General features: G+C 38.9%; 16 protein-coding genes and 1 pseudogene. 8 read left to right on the plus strand and 9 right to left on the minus strand.

The window, feature by feature from the left end:
• Positions 1–90 precede the first annotated feature (90 nt).
• Positions 91–506, plus strand: a pseudogene (locus OVA33_RS01700) (VOC family protein).
• Positions 507–622: 116 nt separating this feature from the next.
• On the opposite strand, the gene OVA33_RS01705 reads toward OVA33_RS01700, so the two are convergent.
• The 5 genes from OVA33_RS01705 to OVA33_RS01725 form a co-directional block, all read right to left on the minus strand.
• Positions 623–1,969, minus strand: a complete 1,347-nt coding sequence (locus tag OVA33_RS01705) for an FAD-binding oxidoreductase (RefSeq protein ID WP_017419201.1) — start codon at positions 1,967–1,969, stop codon at positions 623–625.
• A 399-nt stretch (positions 1,970–2,368) separates the two neighbouring features.
• Positions 2,369–2,668 (minus strand): hypothetical protein, encoded by a 300-nt coding sequence (locus OVA33_RS01710; protein WP_017419202.1) that lies wholly within the window; start codon positions 2,666–2,668, stop codon positions 2,369–2,371.
• 253 nt (positions 2,669–2,921) lie between these two features.
• Positions 2,922–3,107 carry a hypothetical protein gene (locus OVA33_RS01715; protein ID WP_017419203.1) on the minus strand — a complete coding sequence of 62 codons (186 nt, stop codon included), beginning with the start codon at positions 3,105–3,107 and terminating at the stop codon, positions 2,922–2,924.
• A 163-nt stretch (positions 3,108–3,270) separates the two neighbouring features.
• Positions 3,271–3,636 carry a cupin domain-containing protein gene (locus tag OVA33_RS01720; protein WP_017419204.1) on the minus strand — a complete coding sequence of 122 codons (366 nt, stop codon included), beginning with the start codon at positions 3,634–3,636 and terminating at the stop codon, positions 3,271–3,273.
• A 35-nt stretch (positions 3,637–3,671) separates the two neighbouring features.
• A complete protein-coding gene (locus tag OVA33_RS01725; protein ID WP_017419205.1) occupies positions 3,672–4,148 on the minus strand; it encodes a DinB family protein in 477 nt (158 codons plus the stop codon).
• A gap of 200 nt (positions 4,149–4,348) precedes the next feature.
• On the opposite strand from OVA33_RS01725, the gene cotR reads away from it, so the two are divergent.
• From cotR to OVA33_RS01740, 3 genes are all read left to right on the plus strand, one after another.
• A complete protein-coding gene (gene cotR / locus OVA33_RS01730; protein ID WP_014416989.1) occupies positions 4,349–5,314 on the plus strand; it encodes a sporulation hydrolase CotR in 966 nt (321 codons plus the stop codon).
• Positions 5,315–5,677: 363 nt separating this feature from the next.
• Positions 5,678–5,995, plus strand: coding sequence for a PadR family transcriptional regulator (locus OVA33_RS01735; RefSeq protein WP_014416988.1), 318 nt, complete (start codon positions 5,678–5,680; stop codon positions 5,993–5,995).
• A complete protein-coding gene (locus tag OVA33_RS01740; protein ID WP_014416987.1) occupies positions 5,982–6,551 on the plus strand; it encodes a DUF2812 domain-containing protein in 570 nt (189 codons plus the stop codon). The genes OVA33_RS01735 and OVA33_RS01740 overlap by 14 nt, the downstream gene beginning before the upstream one ends.
• A gap of 156 nt (positions 6,552–6,707) precedes the next feature.
• On the opposite strand, the gene OVA33_RS01745 is transcribed toward OVA33_RS01740, so the two are convergent.
• On the minus strand, positions 6,708–7,337 hold the full coding sequence (locus tag OVA33_RS01745; RefSeq protein ID WP_128974183.1) for an aspartate/glutamate racemase family protein: 630 nt from the start codon (positions 7,335–7,337) through the stop codon (positions 6,708–6,710).
• 545 nt (positions 7,338–7,882) lie between these two features.
• Between OVA33_RS01745 and OVA33_RS01750 the strand changes: the two genes are divergently transcribed.
• On the plus strand, positions 7,883–8,344 hold the full coding sequence (locus tag OVA33_RS01750; protein WP_128974182.1) for a CarD family transcriptional regulator: 462 nt from the start codon (positions 7,883–7,885) through the stop codon (positions 8,342–8,344).
• A 600-nt stretch (positions 8,345–8,944) separates the two neighbouring features.
• On the opposite strand, the gene cspC is transcribed toward OVA33_RS01750, so the two are convergent.
• Together cspC and OVA33_RS20650 are read right to left on the minus strand one after the other, a co-directional pair.
• Complete coding sequence (gene cspC, locus OVA33_RS01755; protein WP_003156143.1) at positions 8,945–9,148, minus strand: cold shock protein CspC; 204 nt, start codon at positions 9,146–9,148, stop codon at positions 8,945–8,947.
• Positions 9,149–9,594: 446 nt separating this feature from the next.
• Entirely contained in the window at positions 9,595–9,693 is a 99-nt protein-coding gene (locus OVA33_RS20650) for a molecular chaperone TorD family protein (protein ID WP_074534332.1), read from the minus strand.
• Positions 9,694–9,877: 184 nt separating this feature from the next.
• Here OVA33_RS20650 and OVA33_RS01760 point away from each other — a divergent pair, with 184 nt between their 5' ends.
• The 3 genes from OVA33_RS01760 (at position 9,878) to OVA33_RS01770 (ending at position 13,236) form a co-directional block, all read left to right on the plus strand.
• Positions 9,878–10,906 carry a Delta(5) desaturase DesA gene (locus tag OVA33_RS01760; protein ID WP_025650272.1) on the plus strand — a complete coding sequence of 343 codons (1,029 nt, stop codon included), beginning with the start codon at positions 9,878–9,880 and terminating at the stop codon, positions 10,904–10,906.
• 512 nt (positions 10,907–11,418) lie between these two features.
• Positions 11,419–11,994 carry a TetR/AcrR family transcriptional regulator gene (locus OVA33_RS01765; protein ID WP_017419210.1) on the plus strand — a complete coding sequence of 192 codons (576 nt, stop codon included), beginning with the start codon at positions 11,419–11,421 and terminating at the stop codon, positions 11,992–11,994.
• Positions 11,995–12,066: 72 nt separating this feature from the next.
• Positions 12,067–13,236: an MFS transporter gene (locus tag OVA33_RS01770; protein WP_025650271.1), complete on the plus strand. Its 1,170-nt coding sequence runs from the start codon at positions 12,067–12,069 to the stop codon at positions 13,234–13,236.
• A 333-nt stretch (positions 13,237–13,569) separates the two neighbouring features.
• Here OVA33_RS01770 and OVA33_RS01775 read toward each other — a convergent pair whose 3' ends face one another.
• A complete protein-coding gene (locus tag OVA33_RS01775) occupies positions 13,570–14,208 on the minus strand; it encodes an NAD(P)-dependent oxidoreductase (RefSeq protein WP_071181554.1) in 639 nt (212 codons plus the stop codon).
• Positions 14,209–14,288 lie beyond the last annotated feature (80 nt).

Genomic DNA, 14,288 nt, shown 5'->3' on the forward strand with positions numbered 1-14,288 from the left:
TATATGAATATATAGGTTCTTTACTGAAATGTCAAAATATTTTCGGTGAAAATGTCCAATACTTTATATTGCTCTTAATCAATGATTGCTATGAAGCCGCGGATTACAGTAATTACTTCAGGCGCAGACAATTTAGAAAAATCGCTGCACTTCTATCAGGATGGCTTGGGTCTGCCTACAGAAGGAATAGCCGGTACAGATTTGAACATGGCGCAGCTGCTTACTTGCAAACGGGACTGAAACTTGCCCTTTGGGACCGCAAAAACATCGCACATGAATCAAACGTTACGTTAACTGCTCCAAGCCCTGCGGAATTTACATGAGGACATAACGTCAGCAGTAAAGCTGAAGTCGATAAAGTCATGGAACAGGCAAAACAGGCAGGAGCAACGATAACTGACCCCGCTCATGATACTTTTTGGGGCGGATACGCCGGTCACTTTCAAGACCCCGATGGACAGTTATGGGAAATCGTTTGGAATCCGCACTGGGATATAAGTGAATAACCACATTTCAGAAATGAAAACAACAATAAAAACACACCTGAATGTTCTGGTGTGTTCCAATAATAATGTTTAGAATGCAAACGCAGCATTTTATTTTGTTTCCCAAAACGATCAAACTATTTATACGATGGCGGGATGCTTTGCGGAAAACGGAATACATTTTCGGGATCGTATTTCGCCTTTATTCTTTGAAGCCTTGCAAAGTTTGAGCCATAATATGCTTTTCCGAAGTTCTCGATATTCTGATCCGGAACATTCACATATGAACCTGTTACATATGGTTTCATCAGCTGACGCACTCTTTCAACTGATGCAAGATTCGAAGCTTCTTGTGATTTATTTTTCCAACTAGCCGTCCATTCCGTATAAAACAATGGCCGGCGCCAATAGAAGGCTGTTTCACTGCTTGGAACTCTGCTTATCGCGCCGCCCCAATTGATAAAAAAGAAATTGGTTTCTGTCCCAGTCGCTTTTTCTAAAAATTGTCTCATTACTGCAATAGGTTCTTCCGGCCAAAGATTGAGCGCCCACGCCGAGGAGAATTTAACACTCTGATCAGATCTGCCGGGAATCGGTTCGTCAGGATCTAAGAAATCTATACAATCCGGGTAGTATAGTGTTTTGATTACTGTTTGTGCCGGCGTTCCGGCATTTAATAAAGGTTTTAATAATTGAACCAGCTCTGGTTTTGAACCGAGGAACAATCCTTCCGCATGGCACAAGCCATTTACTTTGCTGTAAATCTCAAGGTAGCATCCTAATCGTTCGTCTGTAAACGGCGCCCATTTTTGCCACGCTTTAAATACCGTTTCTAACTGTTCCCACGGCCAAATAATATTAAAGACGGTTGCGGTTTTAGGGGCACGATGAACTTTGAACGTATATTGGGTGTTATATCCGAAATTGCCTCCCCCGCCGCCTCTGGAAGCCCACAGTAAATCTTCATTGCGGGATTGATTTGCTTGAATAATCCTGCCTTTGGCATCTACCATTTTCAGTGCGAGAAGGTTATCGCTTATCAGGCCGATCGATCGTGAAAGCACTCCAAATCCGCCTCCCATTGTGATTCCTCCGATTCCGACGGTTGGACTGTCTCCGAACGGGGCCATAAAACCTTCCCGAGCTAAACCTTTTACAAGCGGGCCGACGTGAATGCCGGTTTGAACGGTTGCTACCGCGTTTTTTTCATCTAAGAAAACTTTATTCATGTCACTCACATCAATAACAATCCCATCACTTACCGTGGAAAGATTTTTATCCAGAGCATGGCGGCCGCTTCTGACACGCATAGGCACATTCTTCTCACGAGCCCATTTAATAGCATTACTTACATCGTATGAATTTTGTGCAAAAACAAAGACAAGCGGACAGACATCAACATAAGGGTTCCAATTCTTAACCGCCTGTGTATAGCCGGGGTCCCCTTTGAAGATGACGCGTCCTGTTAACTGTGCTGATCCCATCTATTTCACTCCCAATAAGCATTTGATTCCGATACCAGTATATGTAGGAATTGGACAAATTCTTAGACAGATGATCTGCAAACTTAAAAATAGATACCTATACGCGAAGATGATATAAAAACAAAAAAAGACAAGAGCGGCAAGCTGCCGAAACTCTTGTCTCTCCTGCCTTTTTTATCATGATAGGCACTTACATTTATTGGCGTGGTATACCAACCAAACTATGGAAGTCCATAGAAATTTATGTTTGCCCTGCTATGCCTGGTTCTGCTGAGACACCGGCTGAGCAACCTTTCTGTTTGATCCCCCGACAAGAATCTTTTTCTTTATCGTTTTTGCACCCCTGTACGGGTAAAATCAATACACATTGAATCTTATCATTTACATGATGAAAAGCTCTTATTTTTTCTTCTTGTGCTTACGTTTGCAATCATGTTTTTTCTCTTTCTTATGACGTTTTTTACATTTCGCTTTTGCTGCTAATTTTGCCGCTTTTACCTTTGCTTCTGCTGCTCGGGCTCTTGCTTCTTCCGCTCTTGCTATTGCCTCTTCCGCTCTGGCTCTCGCTTCTGCTTCTCTTGCTGCTTCCGCTCTTGCTTCGTCGTCCGCCATATCAAAATCATGGCCAAGGTCACAGGCTTCGTTGTATGGCTTTTTCTTCTGAACGTACTGTTGATCTTCACCTTCGTTATAATACATTACGCCACTCCTTCTCGCATTTTTTAATCTCTTCATACTATGTAAATAAAAAACCCCAGCTTGGACTATTATGTTGATGAACCGGCACATTTTAGGGCAATTTTCATTTTTCGATACAACAGATTCTGGATGCCTGACTGAAACTTGATTGATTTTTGGCAGGTTTAAGAAGCAGCATAAAAAGAGAGACTGCGAAAAAAGGATGCTGCGCGCTGCAGCATCCTTCTGTACCAACTTTTTGTGTTTTTGACTTTTAGTTTGCTTGCTGTGTTTGTTTTACTGGTTCTTTGCTAAAAAGTCCGACAATGTTCCACAAGATAATTGCAGCAGCTATGATTAAACGAGCCGTACTGACTTCTTGGTTAGTAAACAATTTATAGCCATATATTGATCCCAATGCTGCTATGCAAAAAATATTGAACCATTTACTCCAACGCAATTAGAAAACTCCTTATAAAATGATTACATTTCCAAACAATGTATTATAATATTAACAAAATTTTTCAATATTTAACCTTAAATTTTTCTTAATTGGTTTTCCTGATCATTTTCTCTAATCGTCATTCGGTCTTTCGGATTTTTGATCGTTTTTTTGTTACAGGCTAGACCCAGACATCATTTTCAGCTGTTTGATCAGTTATTTCCTGCCCGGTATTCACAACACCTTTAGGTTCTGCAAGCAAAATGTGACACTCTGATTCTGCATAAGGTTTATGTTCAACATTTTTCGGAATGACAAACATTTCACCTTCATTTAATTTTACTTCTCCATCACGAAATTCAATGATTAAATTACCCTTAATGACAATGAAAACTTCATCTGTTTCGTCATGCTTATGCCAAACAAAATCCCCTTGTACTTTAACAAGTTTAAATTGATAATCATTCATTTCAGCGATTACTTTTGGAGACCATTGATCTTGGAACGCAGCTAATTTCTCTTGGAAATTAATCGGTTTATATTCCATTCTTTCCCCTTCCCATGTAAAACTCAATCATTTAACTAGTCCCAAATTAAAGGCCTGTCAACCTCAGCAGTTCTGAGATAGTCTAAAAGCTGACCGGTATGTACGGACTCATGGTAAGCGATTCTTAATAACATGTCTCCTAGTTCGCGAATATATCCAACATCAGACCTGTCAATCTTTATATTTGTTAAATCTGTTTCGTTTAACGATTTGATGAATGTCAAAAACTCGGCCCGATACGGTTTTGCGAATTCTAATTCTTCGGTTACTGTGGTAAACGTTTTTGATTCATACGGGTTTTTAGATTCCTCTGAAGACTCATTCATTTGTTTTAGTAAAATGTGATGATAAAGAAATTCCGCTTCTACTACATGTCTTATCATTTCCTTACACGACATTGCTTCGGAATCCGGGCGCCAGTCCATTTTTTCCTCAGGTATAGCTGTCCATAACTTGATGCTTCGCCGTCTTACTTCTTCAAAATGTAAAACAATAAGGTCAATCGTATTCAAGTGTTTTCCCCCTTTTATTTTTAAATAATTCTCCTTTTTCCCGGAAAAAACCTCTTTAAATAAAAAACATATTCTTTCCCGACTCGCTGGATTGATAATCAAACCATTTTTAAGATAAGGAGATATTCATTCATCCATACAATAGACTCTGGGTGAACATATACTGAATGATAGTTTTCATCAGAAAGGAGAAATCAGCTTTGGCAAAATATCGGATCATGACCTTTGACGGGGGCGGTACCTTAGGTGCTTTAAGTTTACAACTATTGAACAGACTGGCTGAAGAAAATCCAGCATTAATAAGTCGAACCCATGTATTTGCGGGAAATTCAATCGGTTCATTTACTGCCCTTGCATTAGCAAGCGGAAGATCTCCGAAGGAAACACTTCAGTATTTTGAGGATGAAATCCTGCCCGCATTCAGCACTTCCCGGCCGGGCGGACCTGTTTTCAATCAACAATTACCATATTCCGGTTTTATTAAAGCGGTACGAAACTTTTTCCCGCCAGGACTTCGTCTTAAAGATGTAAGAAAACGAATTGTTGTCCCTTCATTCAAATTATACTCCCCAGCACTGGATCGTTGGACGCCCGTATTATTTCACAACTTTCCCGGCTCTCCCTATTTAAATGAGAAAGTGAGTGATGTCATACTGCGGAGCAGCGGTGCTCCCGCAACGCAACGAGCCTATCAAAACTACGTGGACGGATATGTAGTGGCAACGAACCCCAGTACGGCCAGTATCGCGTTTGCGGTTGGTAAAGCCAACGTGCCACTGGATCAAATTGCGGCGCTATCCATCGGTACAGGTGAAGCCCCGACTCGGTTAAGAAGAGATACGAGGGGATGGGGAATGGTGAGTGCGGATAACATACGTCCCGAAAATCTGAAGAACCTTCCTCCAAATTGGGGAGTCCTTTTGGACAGGTCGCCTAATGAACCTTTACTGCCATTTCTTCAGATGATCTCCGGCGGAAATGGCTACTATGAATCCATGGTCAGCGCGAATCTGCTGGGAGATCGCTTTTTCCGGTTAGATCCGCGGATTCCTAACTTCTCCAAAACAGACCCTTCCGTGGTTCCCGCTGTCATTGAAATTGCGAACAAAACCAACTTACAGCCTGCTAATACTTTTATAGAGAAAAACTGGAACGACAGCCACTAAGTAAGTCAGAAGTTTACGTCATCATACAATGAACAAAAAATACCAAGGGACTCAAAACCCTTGGTATTATTAATGCGGCCGAGAGGGTTTGGACCTTCACGGGGTATTTATACGCTGGGCATTCGATAAAGTGAAATCTTATTACCGCCCGGCATTTCAAACACTGAAGTTAAACATTACAACCAACAATCGGGCCATTTAATTGAATAGGACTACTCAAAAGTCGCTTCCCATTACGTAAGAAAAGCGACTTTTTAGATTTGATTTTCAAGTTCCTTTGACAAATTTTGAAAAAACCATTGACTATTCAGTTGAACTGTATTAAGTTTAACTATATAGTCAGACTGAATAGAGGATGAGGATATGAAACATAAATTATTACCGCTGTCTGAAACCATGCATTATATTTTATTAGCTCTGCGGGAGCCGCTTCATGGCTATGCCGCCATGCAGAAGATCGAGAAGATGAGTAACGGAACTGTTATTTTAGCAGCCGGCACATTATACGGCGCGATTGAAAACTTGAATAAGCATGGCTGGATTGAACCTGTTGGAGAGTCGGGCCGGAGAAAAGTTTATATGATAACTGCGGAAGGAAGCGCCATTTTGAAGATGGAACAAAACAGGTTACTGCATATTTTATCCCTGCACGAAGGAAGTGAATCGAATGAAGAAATTTAAGATGTTTTTTGATATTGAAAAAGAGGAGCAATGGCTGAACGAGCAATTACAAAAAGGCTATCGCTGTACAAATATCAGCGGATTAGGAATATACACTTTCGAAAAAACCGACAAAAAATATGTGATGAGACTGGATTATCAAGATTATTTATCAAAGAAAAAATTCGAAGATTACAGAGAGATATATGAAGACTTCGGCTGGAGTTATATAAATGGCCCTTGGGGGCTTGGAACTCGATATTGGCAAAAAGAAGATGATGATCAAAATGAAATCTTCTCGGATCGCCAATCAAAGAGTAATTATTATAAAAGACTAATGAGTTTTTCATCTTGTTTTGGGTTACTGTGCTTGTTTTATTGTAATATGATTTACACGAATTCAGGTTTGTATTTAGCTGAAGGTCTGTGGAGTATGGAAGGCGCAATGTTTTGGAAAGCATTTTTATTTGAAACTCCATTTGCCCTTTTAAGGTCGCTTCCCGCTCTTATGGCCGTTCTCTTTGGCTGCAGTTTCTATAAAGCGTATCGAAAATATTCAATGTTAAAAGAACAATAACGCGGGGAAGTTACATTTAAAGAAGTAATCGAGGATCATGTATCTGCCGAAGCCGGGCGCTTTAACGGAAAAAAGCGCCCTGAATTTGCTGATAAATCAGACGGCTTATTTTGTTAATAATACATACTTATTTATAATGGCTTGAGCGAGACAAGCTTATGAATCAACAAAGGTAAGTTCGCTGCTTTTTTGATCCGTGACCATATTTAAATCCGTACATGCAATGATAACCGTATCAACCTTTTCTGCTAATTCACGGTGTAATTCATCATATAATGTACCAGCCTCATCGATTTGACCTTGTTTAATCTTTTCTATTATGTGATCGACATAGATTTGCCAACTATCTTGATGTAAAAAATCATAACCTTCTCTGTTTAACGCTTCTTGAAATATTCCAGATTGAACCGTAGGAACGGTGGCTAAAAGAGCTGCTTTTTTTGAGCCTTTAGGTATTTTTTTTATGGTTTCATCAACCATGTTTAGTAAAGGGACTGAAAGCGATTTTTTTATTTGATTAAAATAAATATGTGCGGTATTACATGGGATTGCAATAAAATCAACACCCGTTTTTTCAAGCTTTACAGCCCCCTCAATAATTGCCTTTTCCATGTCCGTATGATTGAGAGGTTTATTCATATAGAAAGGAGTCGGACAAGAATAAATCATCATATGAGGAAAATCCATGTCGTGTATTGCTCCATATATTTTTTGGCACTCGACTACTACCTTATCTACAAATGGCCCAGTAGATTTCGGCCCCATTCCTGCCAGTATTCCAATCATAATTGTCCTCCTCTGTAAAAATGTGTACGAATACGATCACGATGAGTTATTCTTGTGTTACACATCTGAATTTGCTCTCATTTCTTTTTGGCTGTCTTCTCCTATTTTATCATTTCATTAATCGAATTATCATATCTCATTCCGCCGCACGCAGTCAGCAGAATAACCGATACACTAAGGAAAATAAAAAGACTCTTCAAAGGATGGCTGGCAAACCGGACGACTTCCTATAAGCAGCGGACTCTTTTGGCCACAAAACACATGTTTTAAAAAGAAATAAAAAATACCAAAAGTTATCAAAAACCCTTGGTATCATTGAGATGCGGCCGAGAGGACTTGAATCTCCACGGGTTATTCACCCGCTGGGCCCTCAACATTTCATTGGTTATGAAAGCGGGAATCCCACAGGCTCCCTCTTGTTTTGATGTTGTTTTTTTAAAAAAGTTATTGACACCAATAAATGACCATGTTATCATTAAAAATTTGATATCTCACTCCATATATGATAACCTTAAGTTAAGTTCCTATATATGGAGGTGGATGATATGTTTCAAATTGGCGATAACATTGTTTATCCAATGCACGGAGCAGGTATAATTGAAGCCATAGAAGAAAAAGAATTCTTAGAGGAAAAACAACAGTATTATGTCATAAGAATGTCAATCAGTAATATGACAGTTATGATTCCAACGCGTAAAATATTGAGTTCGAATATACGACCAGTTACCGATATACTTGCATTAAAACACATTATGCACATTTTTCAGCATGGAGAATCAGATAGGTTACTGCCATGGAAGCAAAGGTATATAGTAAACACGAACAAAATAAAAACGGGTGAAATACAAGAAGGCGCTGAAGTTGTACGTGATTTAAGACGGATGAAGAAAGAAAAAGCACTTAATTCAAGCGAAAAAAAAATGCTGGATCATGCATATGAATTTTTGATTAGTGAACTGGAAGTAATTAAAGGAATCACTGAAAAACAAATAAAAAGTTTCTGCTAAGGTTAATTTTAAGTTTTCGGAATATTACGATTAGATGTTTAACTTCTTCAACTTACTTTTAAAACATTAACCCCTTTTATTACCCCAACAATCTAATCTGTTTTATTTTTTTCTTCAACGAACATTTGAATTTCGATGAAATAGTCACTTGATTTTTGTAATCCTGATTCACACTGGCACGGACAAGGAGCCGTAAGGATGGAAGAGAGGCAGGGCTTTCATTGTTTTAGGTCTAAGTGATTATTTCCGGAAGAAAAAACAACCACTCTCCTCTTTATCTTTAAGAATTTCTTACATCTCTTGCGACAGTGAATAGCAGTTGTTTATCTTCTTTTCATATTAGAGATATGCGAAATGTAACAAAGAATAACATACAGATATATTGAGAACATAAAAACAAATCATTTATATATATTCCACATATCGTCAATCCGGTATGTTATACTGTAAACAATCCTTTGAGGTTTTAAACCTTTTTCTTACCTTGTAGCAACTGTCCCTACTCGAACGTTGAGTAGGGTTTTTTTTATTCAGTATGATACAGAGAACATAAAAAAACAGGCCCTGTATAAAGAGCCTGTTTGTATAAACGATTAAAGATTAAGCAGTTTTTTGAACGTTAGCAGCTTGAGCTCCACGAGCACCTTGCTCAACGTCAAACGTTACTTTTTGACCTTCGTCTAAAGATTTGAATCCGTCACTTTGGATTGCAGAAAAGTGTACGAATACATCGTCTCCATTTTCACGTTCGATAAATCCAAAACCTTTTTCTGCATTAAACCATTTAACTGTACCTTGTTCCATTTTTGTTGCCTCCTAGTGTGTTACACATTGTATTACTATCCTTGCCCAAAGTATCATCAAGACGAAAAGTCGATATTCATACTATCCTTTACACGAACAAAAATAATTCCCCTTTATCATAGCACGAAACGGAAATAACTGCAAATTAATAATGTGTTCATTCATGTTTTATTTGTTAAACCTGTCGATACCAGTGCAAAATAAGATGCCTGTTAATAGCTATGGTTTGAAAACACCGTGAAAATGAATCACGAATGCCTTCAAACCCAGTACTTCATATTGATTGTTAAAGGTTTCTTTAAAAAGCTCAGCTGTTTCTTGTTCAAGTACAAGATATTCTTGACTGTTCACTGGTATAGCTTTGTTTCTGCACAAGTTTCCAAACGATCACTCAAGTATACCCTTATTTTAACGGTATTAACTTGTCATGTTTGTTCCTCAAACAATCAAAGTTTACGGTCTAAATAAACTGATTCACATAGGGGAGCATGGAGAGAGTTTGGCCCGATAAAGAGCTGGGTATAATCTTCATACGCTTTTTGTATCCCGGCTGGCCATTGCTAATAAAGATTTAATCGAGATGGAGATCATTTTCTGACCTTCAATAATTTTACACAGGATTAGGAAAGATACTTATCATACATGGAGTATGACAGCTGGGACTTCAAAGGCAATAAAACGTTTTCTATACGCAGATTAAGAACATCAGGGAAGGGGAAGCTTTTAAAAATGAATGAACAAAACCTAAGGACTTTGAGAAAACTGGTTACCCCTTATGAAAAGTCCGATTTACAAAAAAGTATTTATCAAATCATTAACACATTGGTGCCATTTTTCCTGTTATGGTGTTTGGCCTATAAGAGCTTGTCGATTTCTTATATCCTTACATCAGCGATTTCTGTCGTTGCGGCAGGTTTTTTAGTGAGAACCTTCATCATCTTTCATGATTGCTGCCACTATTCCTTTTTTAAGAACCGAAAGGCGAATCGAATCCTTAGAACAATTACAGGAATTCTGACTCTGCATCCGTTTGATCATTGGGCACACGATCATTCTGTCCATCATGCGACAAGCAGCAACCTGGACAAACGCGGTACGGGCGATATTTGGGTACTGACTGTTGAGGAATATAAAGAAGCCTCAACTAAGACAAAAATAATGTACCGTTTGTACAGAAATCCGTTTGTTATGTTTATTATCGGACCGATTTACGTCTTCGGGATTACCAATCGTTTTAATCGTAAAGGGGCAAAACGCAAAGAACGGATGAATACATATGTAACGAACCTGGGGATCGTCGCTTTGGCAGCACTTTTATGTTGGGCTATCGGCTGGCAAAACTTTCTGCTGGTCCAGACGCCAATTTTTATGATATCGGGATCCCTCGGAATTTGGATGTTTTATATTCAGCATACGTTTGAGGATTCATATTTCGAAGAAGATGAGCATTGGGAATATGTAAAAGCAGCCGTTGAAGGAAGCTCTTTTTATAAGCTTCCAAAAGTCATGCAGTGGCTGACAGGCAATATCGGTTTCCATCATGTTCATCATTTAAGCCCAAGAGTCCCAAACTATAAGCTTGAAATCGTGCATAACAACACTGAACCATTGCAAAACGTTCCGACCATCACACTGGCAAGAAGTTTTAAGTCGTTAAAGTTCCGTCTATGGGATGAAGAAGGCAAAAAATTTGTTGGTTTTAACCACTTAAAAAAAACTTCTAAAAGCCAGGTATCAGCTCGGCTAAGAACGGATTAAATAAACTCCCGTAATCGGTGATAATGGGCAGTGTATCTTGCAGAATAAAAGTGCAGACTCGCGCAAAGATTTTGTGCAGAGGTCAGCACTTTTTTAATGCCACATGCACTTACAACAAAAAAATACCAAAGGTGTCAAAACCCTTGGTATCATTGAGATGCGGCCGAGAGGACTTGAATCTCCACGGGTTATTCACCCGTTGGGCCATCAATAAAGTAAAACTGTGTTTTCTGTTATAAAACCTTTGAATATTCATATTGTGGAGTAAAAATGGAGTAGTTTTTCATTTCCAAAAAGTTACATGACATATCATTGGTGCCATGTATCTTAAAATAGCCACCGTTTTAAAGAAAAAAGATCCTTTTGAAACTGATCTTTCCCAATCTTAGATTGACCCCATTTATGACAAAAGGACAGGATCGTTCTAAAGATAAGAAGAGGAATGGATCATAATTATTCTTTACCGATCGTTCTCAATATGTTATGATTACCATCACAAGGAGGGGAATTTAGTGGCTAGAACCAAGGAATTTGATGAAGATGCAGTACTGCTTAAAGCTGTTCGTTTATTTTGGGAACAAGGGTATGAGAAAACTTCCATGACAGACTTAGTTAACCATATGGGAGTGCACAAGAGAAGTTTGTATGATACCTTCGGAGATAAGCATTCGTTATACATTAAGGCTTTAAACCGTTACACTCAATTGCAGTCGGAGAAAAAAATCAATAAAGAGAATCTTACTGCAGTTGAAGCAATCCGGCAGTTGTTCGATAGAGTCATTACTAGAGGAGAAGGCGAATACCCTAAAGGATGTTTGATCGTAAACACAGCAGTTGAACTGGCTCTGCATGATTCCGAATGTAAGGATTGGGTAGATCAACGATTAACCGATACAGAGCGTCTAATCCGTGAACTCATTGAGGCAGGTCAGCAGTCCGGAGAACTCGATAAGAGGCAAAACGCGGAATTACTATCCCAATATATAAATAATGCTTTAATCGGGCTTCGAGTGATGATCAAGACAACAGATAACAGAGATAAATTAGAGCAGATCGTGGATACGACATTATCCATTTTAAAGAAATAATTTTTTACCCTATTAAGAACGATCATTCTCAAATAAAACGGATTTACTAATAAAGTGCGAGGAGAACGAAAGATGAAGAGAATGTTTTGGATTATTCTGATGATGTCTTGCGGAGCCACTTATATTTCATCATTATTCCCTATATACGGGAGTCACTATCAAATGAGCAGCCTAGAGATTACAATGTTGTTTGCTGTTTATGCCGTTATCTTGGTTCCGACCTTGCTAATCGTAGGAGCCAAGGGGAGCTCCTGGGGATTAAAGAAGGTCCTTCGCATCAGCATCTGGCTATCCATCGCGTCAACGTTGCTTTTCATAGGGAGCCAGAACGTCTGGATGCTATTTGCGGCACGGATTTTGGAAGGCATTGCATATGGCGCTTTTACAGGAACGGCCACCACATTTTTATTATCACAAACCTCTCGCCAGCATCTAAGTACTGCTATTAAGTTATCGGGAGTATTCGTAAACGTTGGATTCGGCATGGGTCCGGCTATATCCGGTCTAGTGTTGCAATATGTGCAGGTTCAGCCGCTTCGAATGCCATTTTGGCTTTTGCTTGCCATGCTATTGAGTTCTTTGGTACTTCTGGAAATGTTACCGAGTCTTAAAGAAGAACCAAAACCGCTGAATACAAAAATTTCGCTCGGTATACCGGAAAATATACGAACCCATTTTATTTCATTTATTGGACTTCCGGCTTTTACATTCTTCATGTTAGGCGGAATCGTATTTTCCGTCATTCCTTCCTATGTCAAAAACGTCATTCACTCCTCTAATCTCTCATTAGCAGGTGTGTTGGTGTTCATACTCTTAGGCGTGGCTGCCTTGATACAATTCTTCCCGTGGGTACAGAATCCAGTTAAGCGAATGCGCATCGGAATTGTATTGCTGGCCATCGGTCCGTGGATCATTGTTTTCTCCGGACAGACAGGCGATTTATGGATGCTCTGGATTGGAATGCTTATCCAAGGGGTCGGCGCCGGTTGGTCGTTCCAAGCAGCATTAAGGTTTGCCGGACAGCTGCCTAAGCCGGAAGAACGACCGAGAGTAATATCAGCATTTTATTTGTGCGCTTATTCCGGATTCATTATCCCTCCAATTGGAGTCGGCATTTTGACCAGTTTCTTTAGCTTGAATCACTCATTAATTGTTCTAAACACATTTGCCGCACTAATCGTTATTTATGTCTTGATCTATTCAATCAAGTTTAATCAATATTATTCGAAAGTGACATTATGATTAAACTACCATGAAAATAAACTTCTGTAATTTAGAAGTTTTGACGGACCCCTTACCGTACTTAATAATAAATATCATGTTGATAGATGTATTTTAAAAAAGCCCACTCACGAAAACGAGTGGGTTTACAAAAGCTCTAACTAACCCACAAAGGTTTTAGTCAGAGCTATTTATACATATTTTTTTGGTCCAACTCACTAAGCACCTACTCTATCCTCAACTCGAATAAATCAGCTGCTCTGATTGCAAAGTTTTCAATGTCTCCGTACATTCTTAGAAGGAAGATACCATTAGCGATGACACTAATGGTACCCTTTGTTTCTACTCAATCACTTATTCAGCTTCTCCAACAACTGTAAAGCGTTCATTTATATGTTTTGGATTTTCAATTTCATCCAATACTGCAATTGCATAGTCTGCATAGCTGATATAACTTTCGCCTTTCGAATTCACAAGAAGATGATCTTTTCCTGACTGATAAAATCCAGTTCTTTTCCCGTCTGGGTCAAATACCGCTGAAGGACTGATAAATGTCCAGTTAATATCAGAAGTTTCCTTTAGTTCTTGCAAGTTACGACCTTGGCCTTTAGCTGTTGGAATAAAAATCTCCGGGAAATCAGGTGTATCCATTACACTGACAGTTTTATTTTCGTCTACATAAAGACTCCCTGCTCCACCTACAATTACGGCTCTTGTACCCGTTCCTTTTAATGCCCTAATTAATGCCCGGCCAGCATCTACATGTGCCTGTTCTTCTCCTAATGGAGCACCGAAGGCATTAACTATTACATCTAACTTTTTTAGATCATCCGATGTAAGATCAATTATATTTTTTTCAATGATTGAAATCTTTTCCTCTTTAAGTTTTGCAGCATCTCTTACAATTGCAGTTACTTCATGTCCCCTGCTTACCGCTTCTTTCATGATAAGACTTCCAGCTTTTCCGGTTGCACCAATGATTCCAATTTTCAATTTAAAGTCCTCCTAATCATTCAAAATTTTAAATGTAACCATATTGATTACATGTAATAATTTTAGTTACACCTTATTTA

It is taken from the genome of Bacillus sp. KICET-1 (assembly GCF_027721405.1).
GTDB classification, from domain to species: domain Bacteria; phylum Bacillota; class Bacilli; order Bacillales; family Bacillaceae; genus Bacillus; species Bacillus velezensis.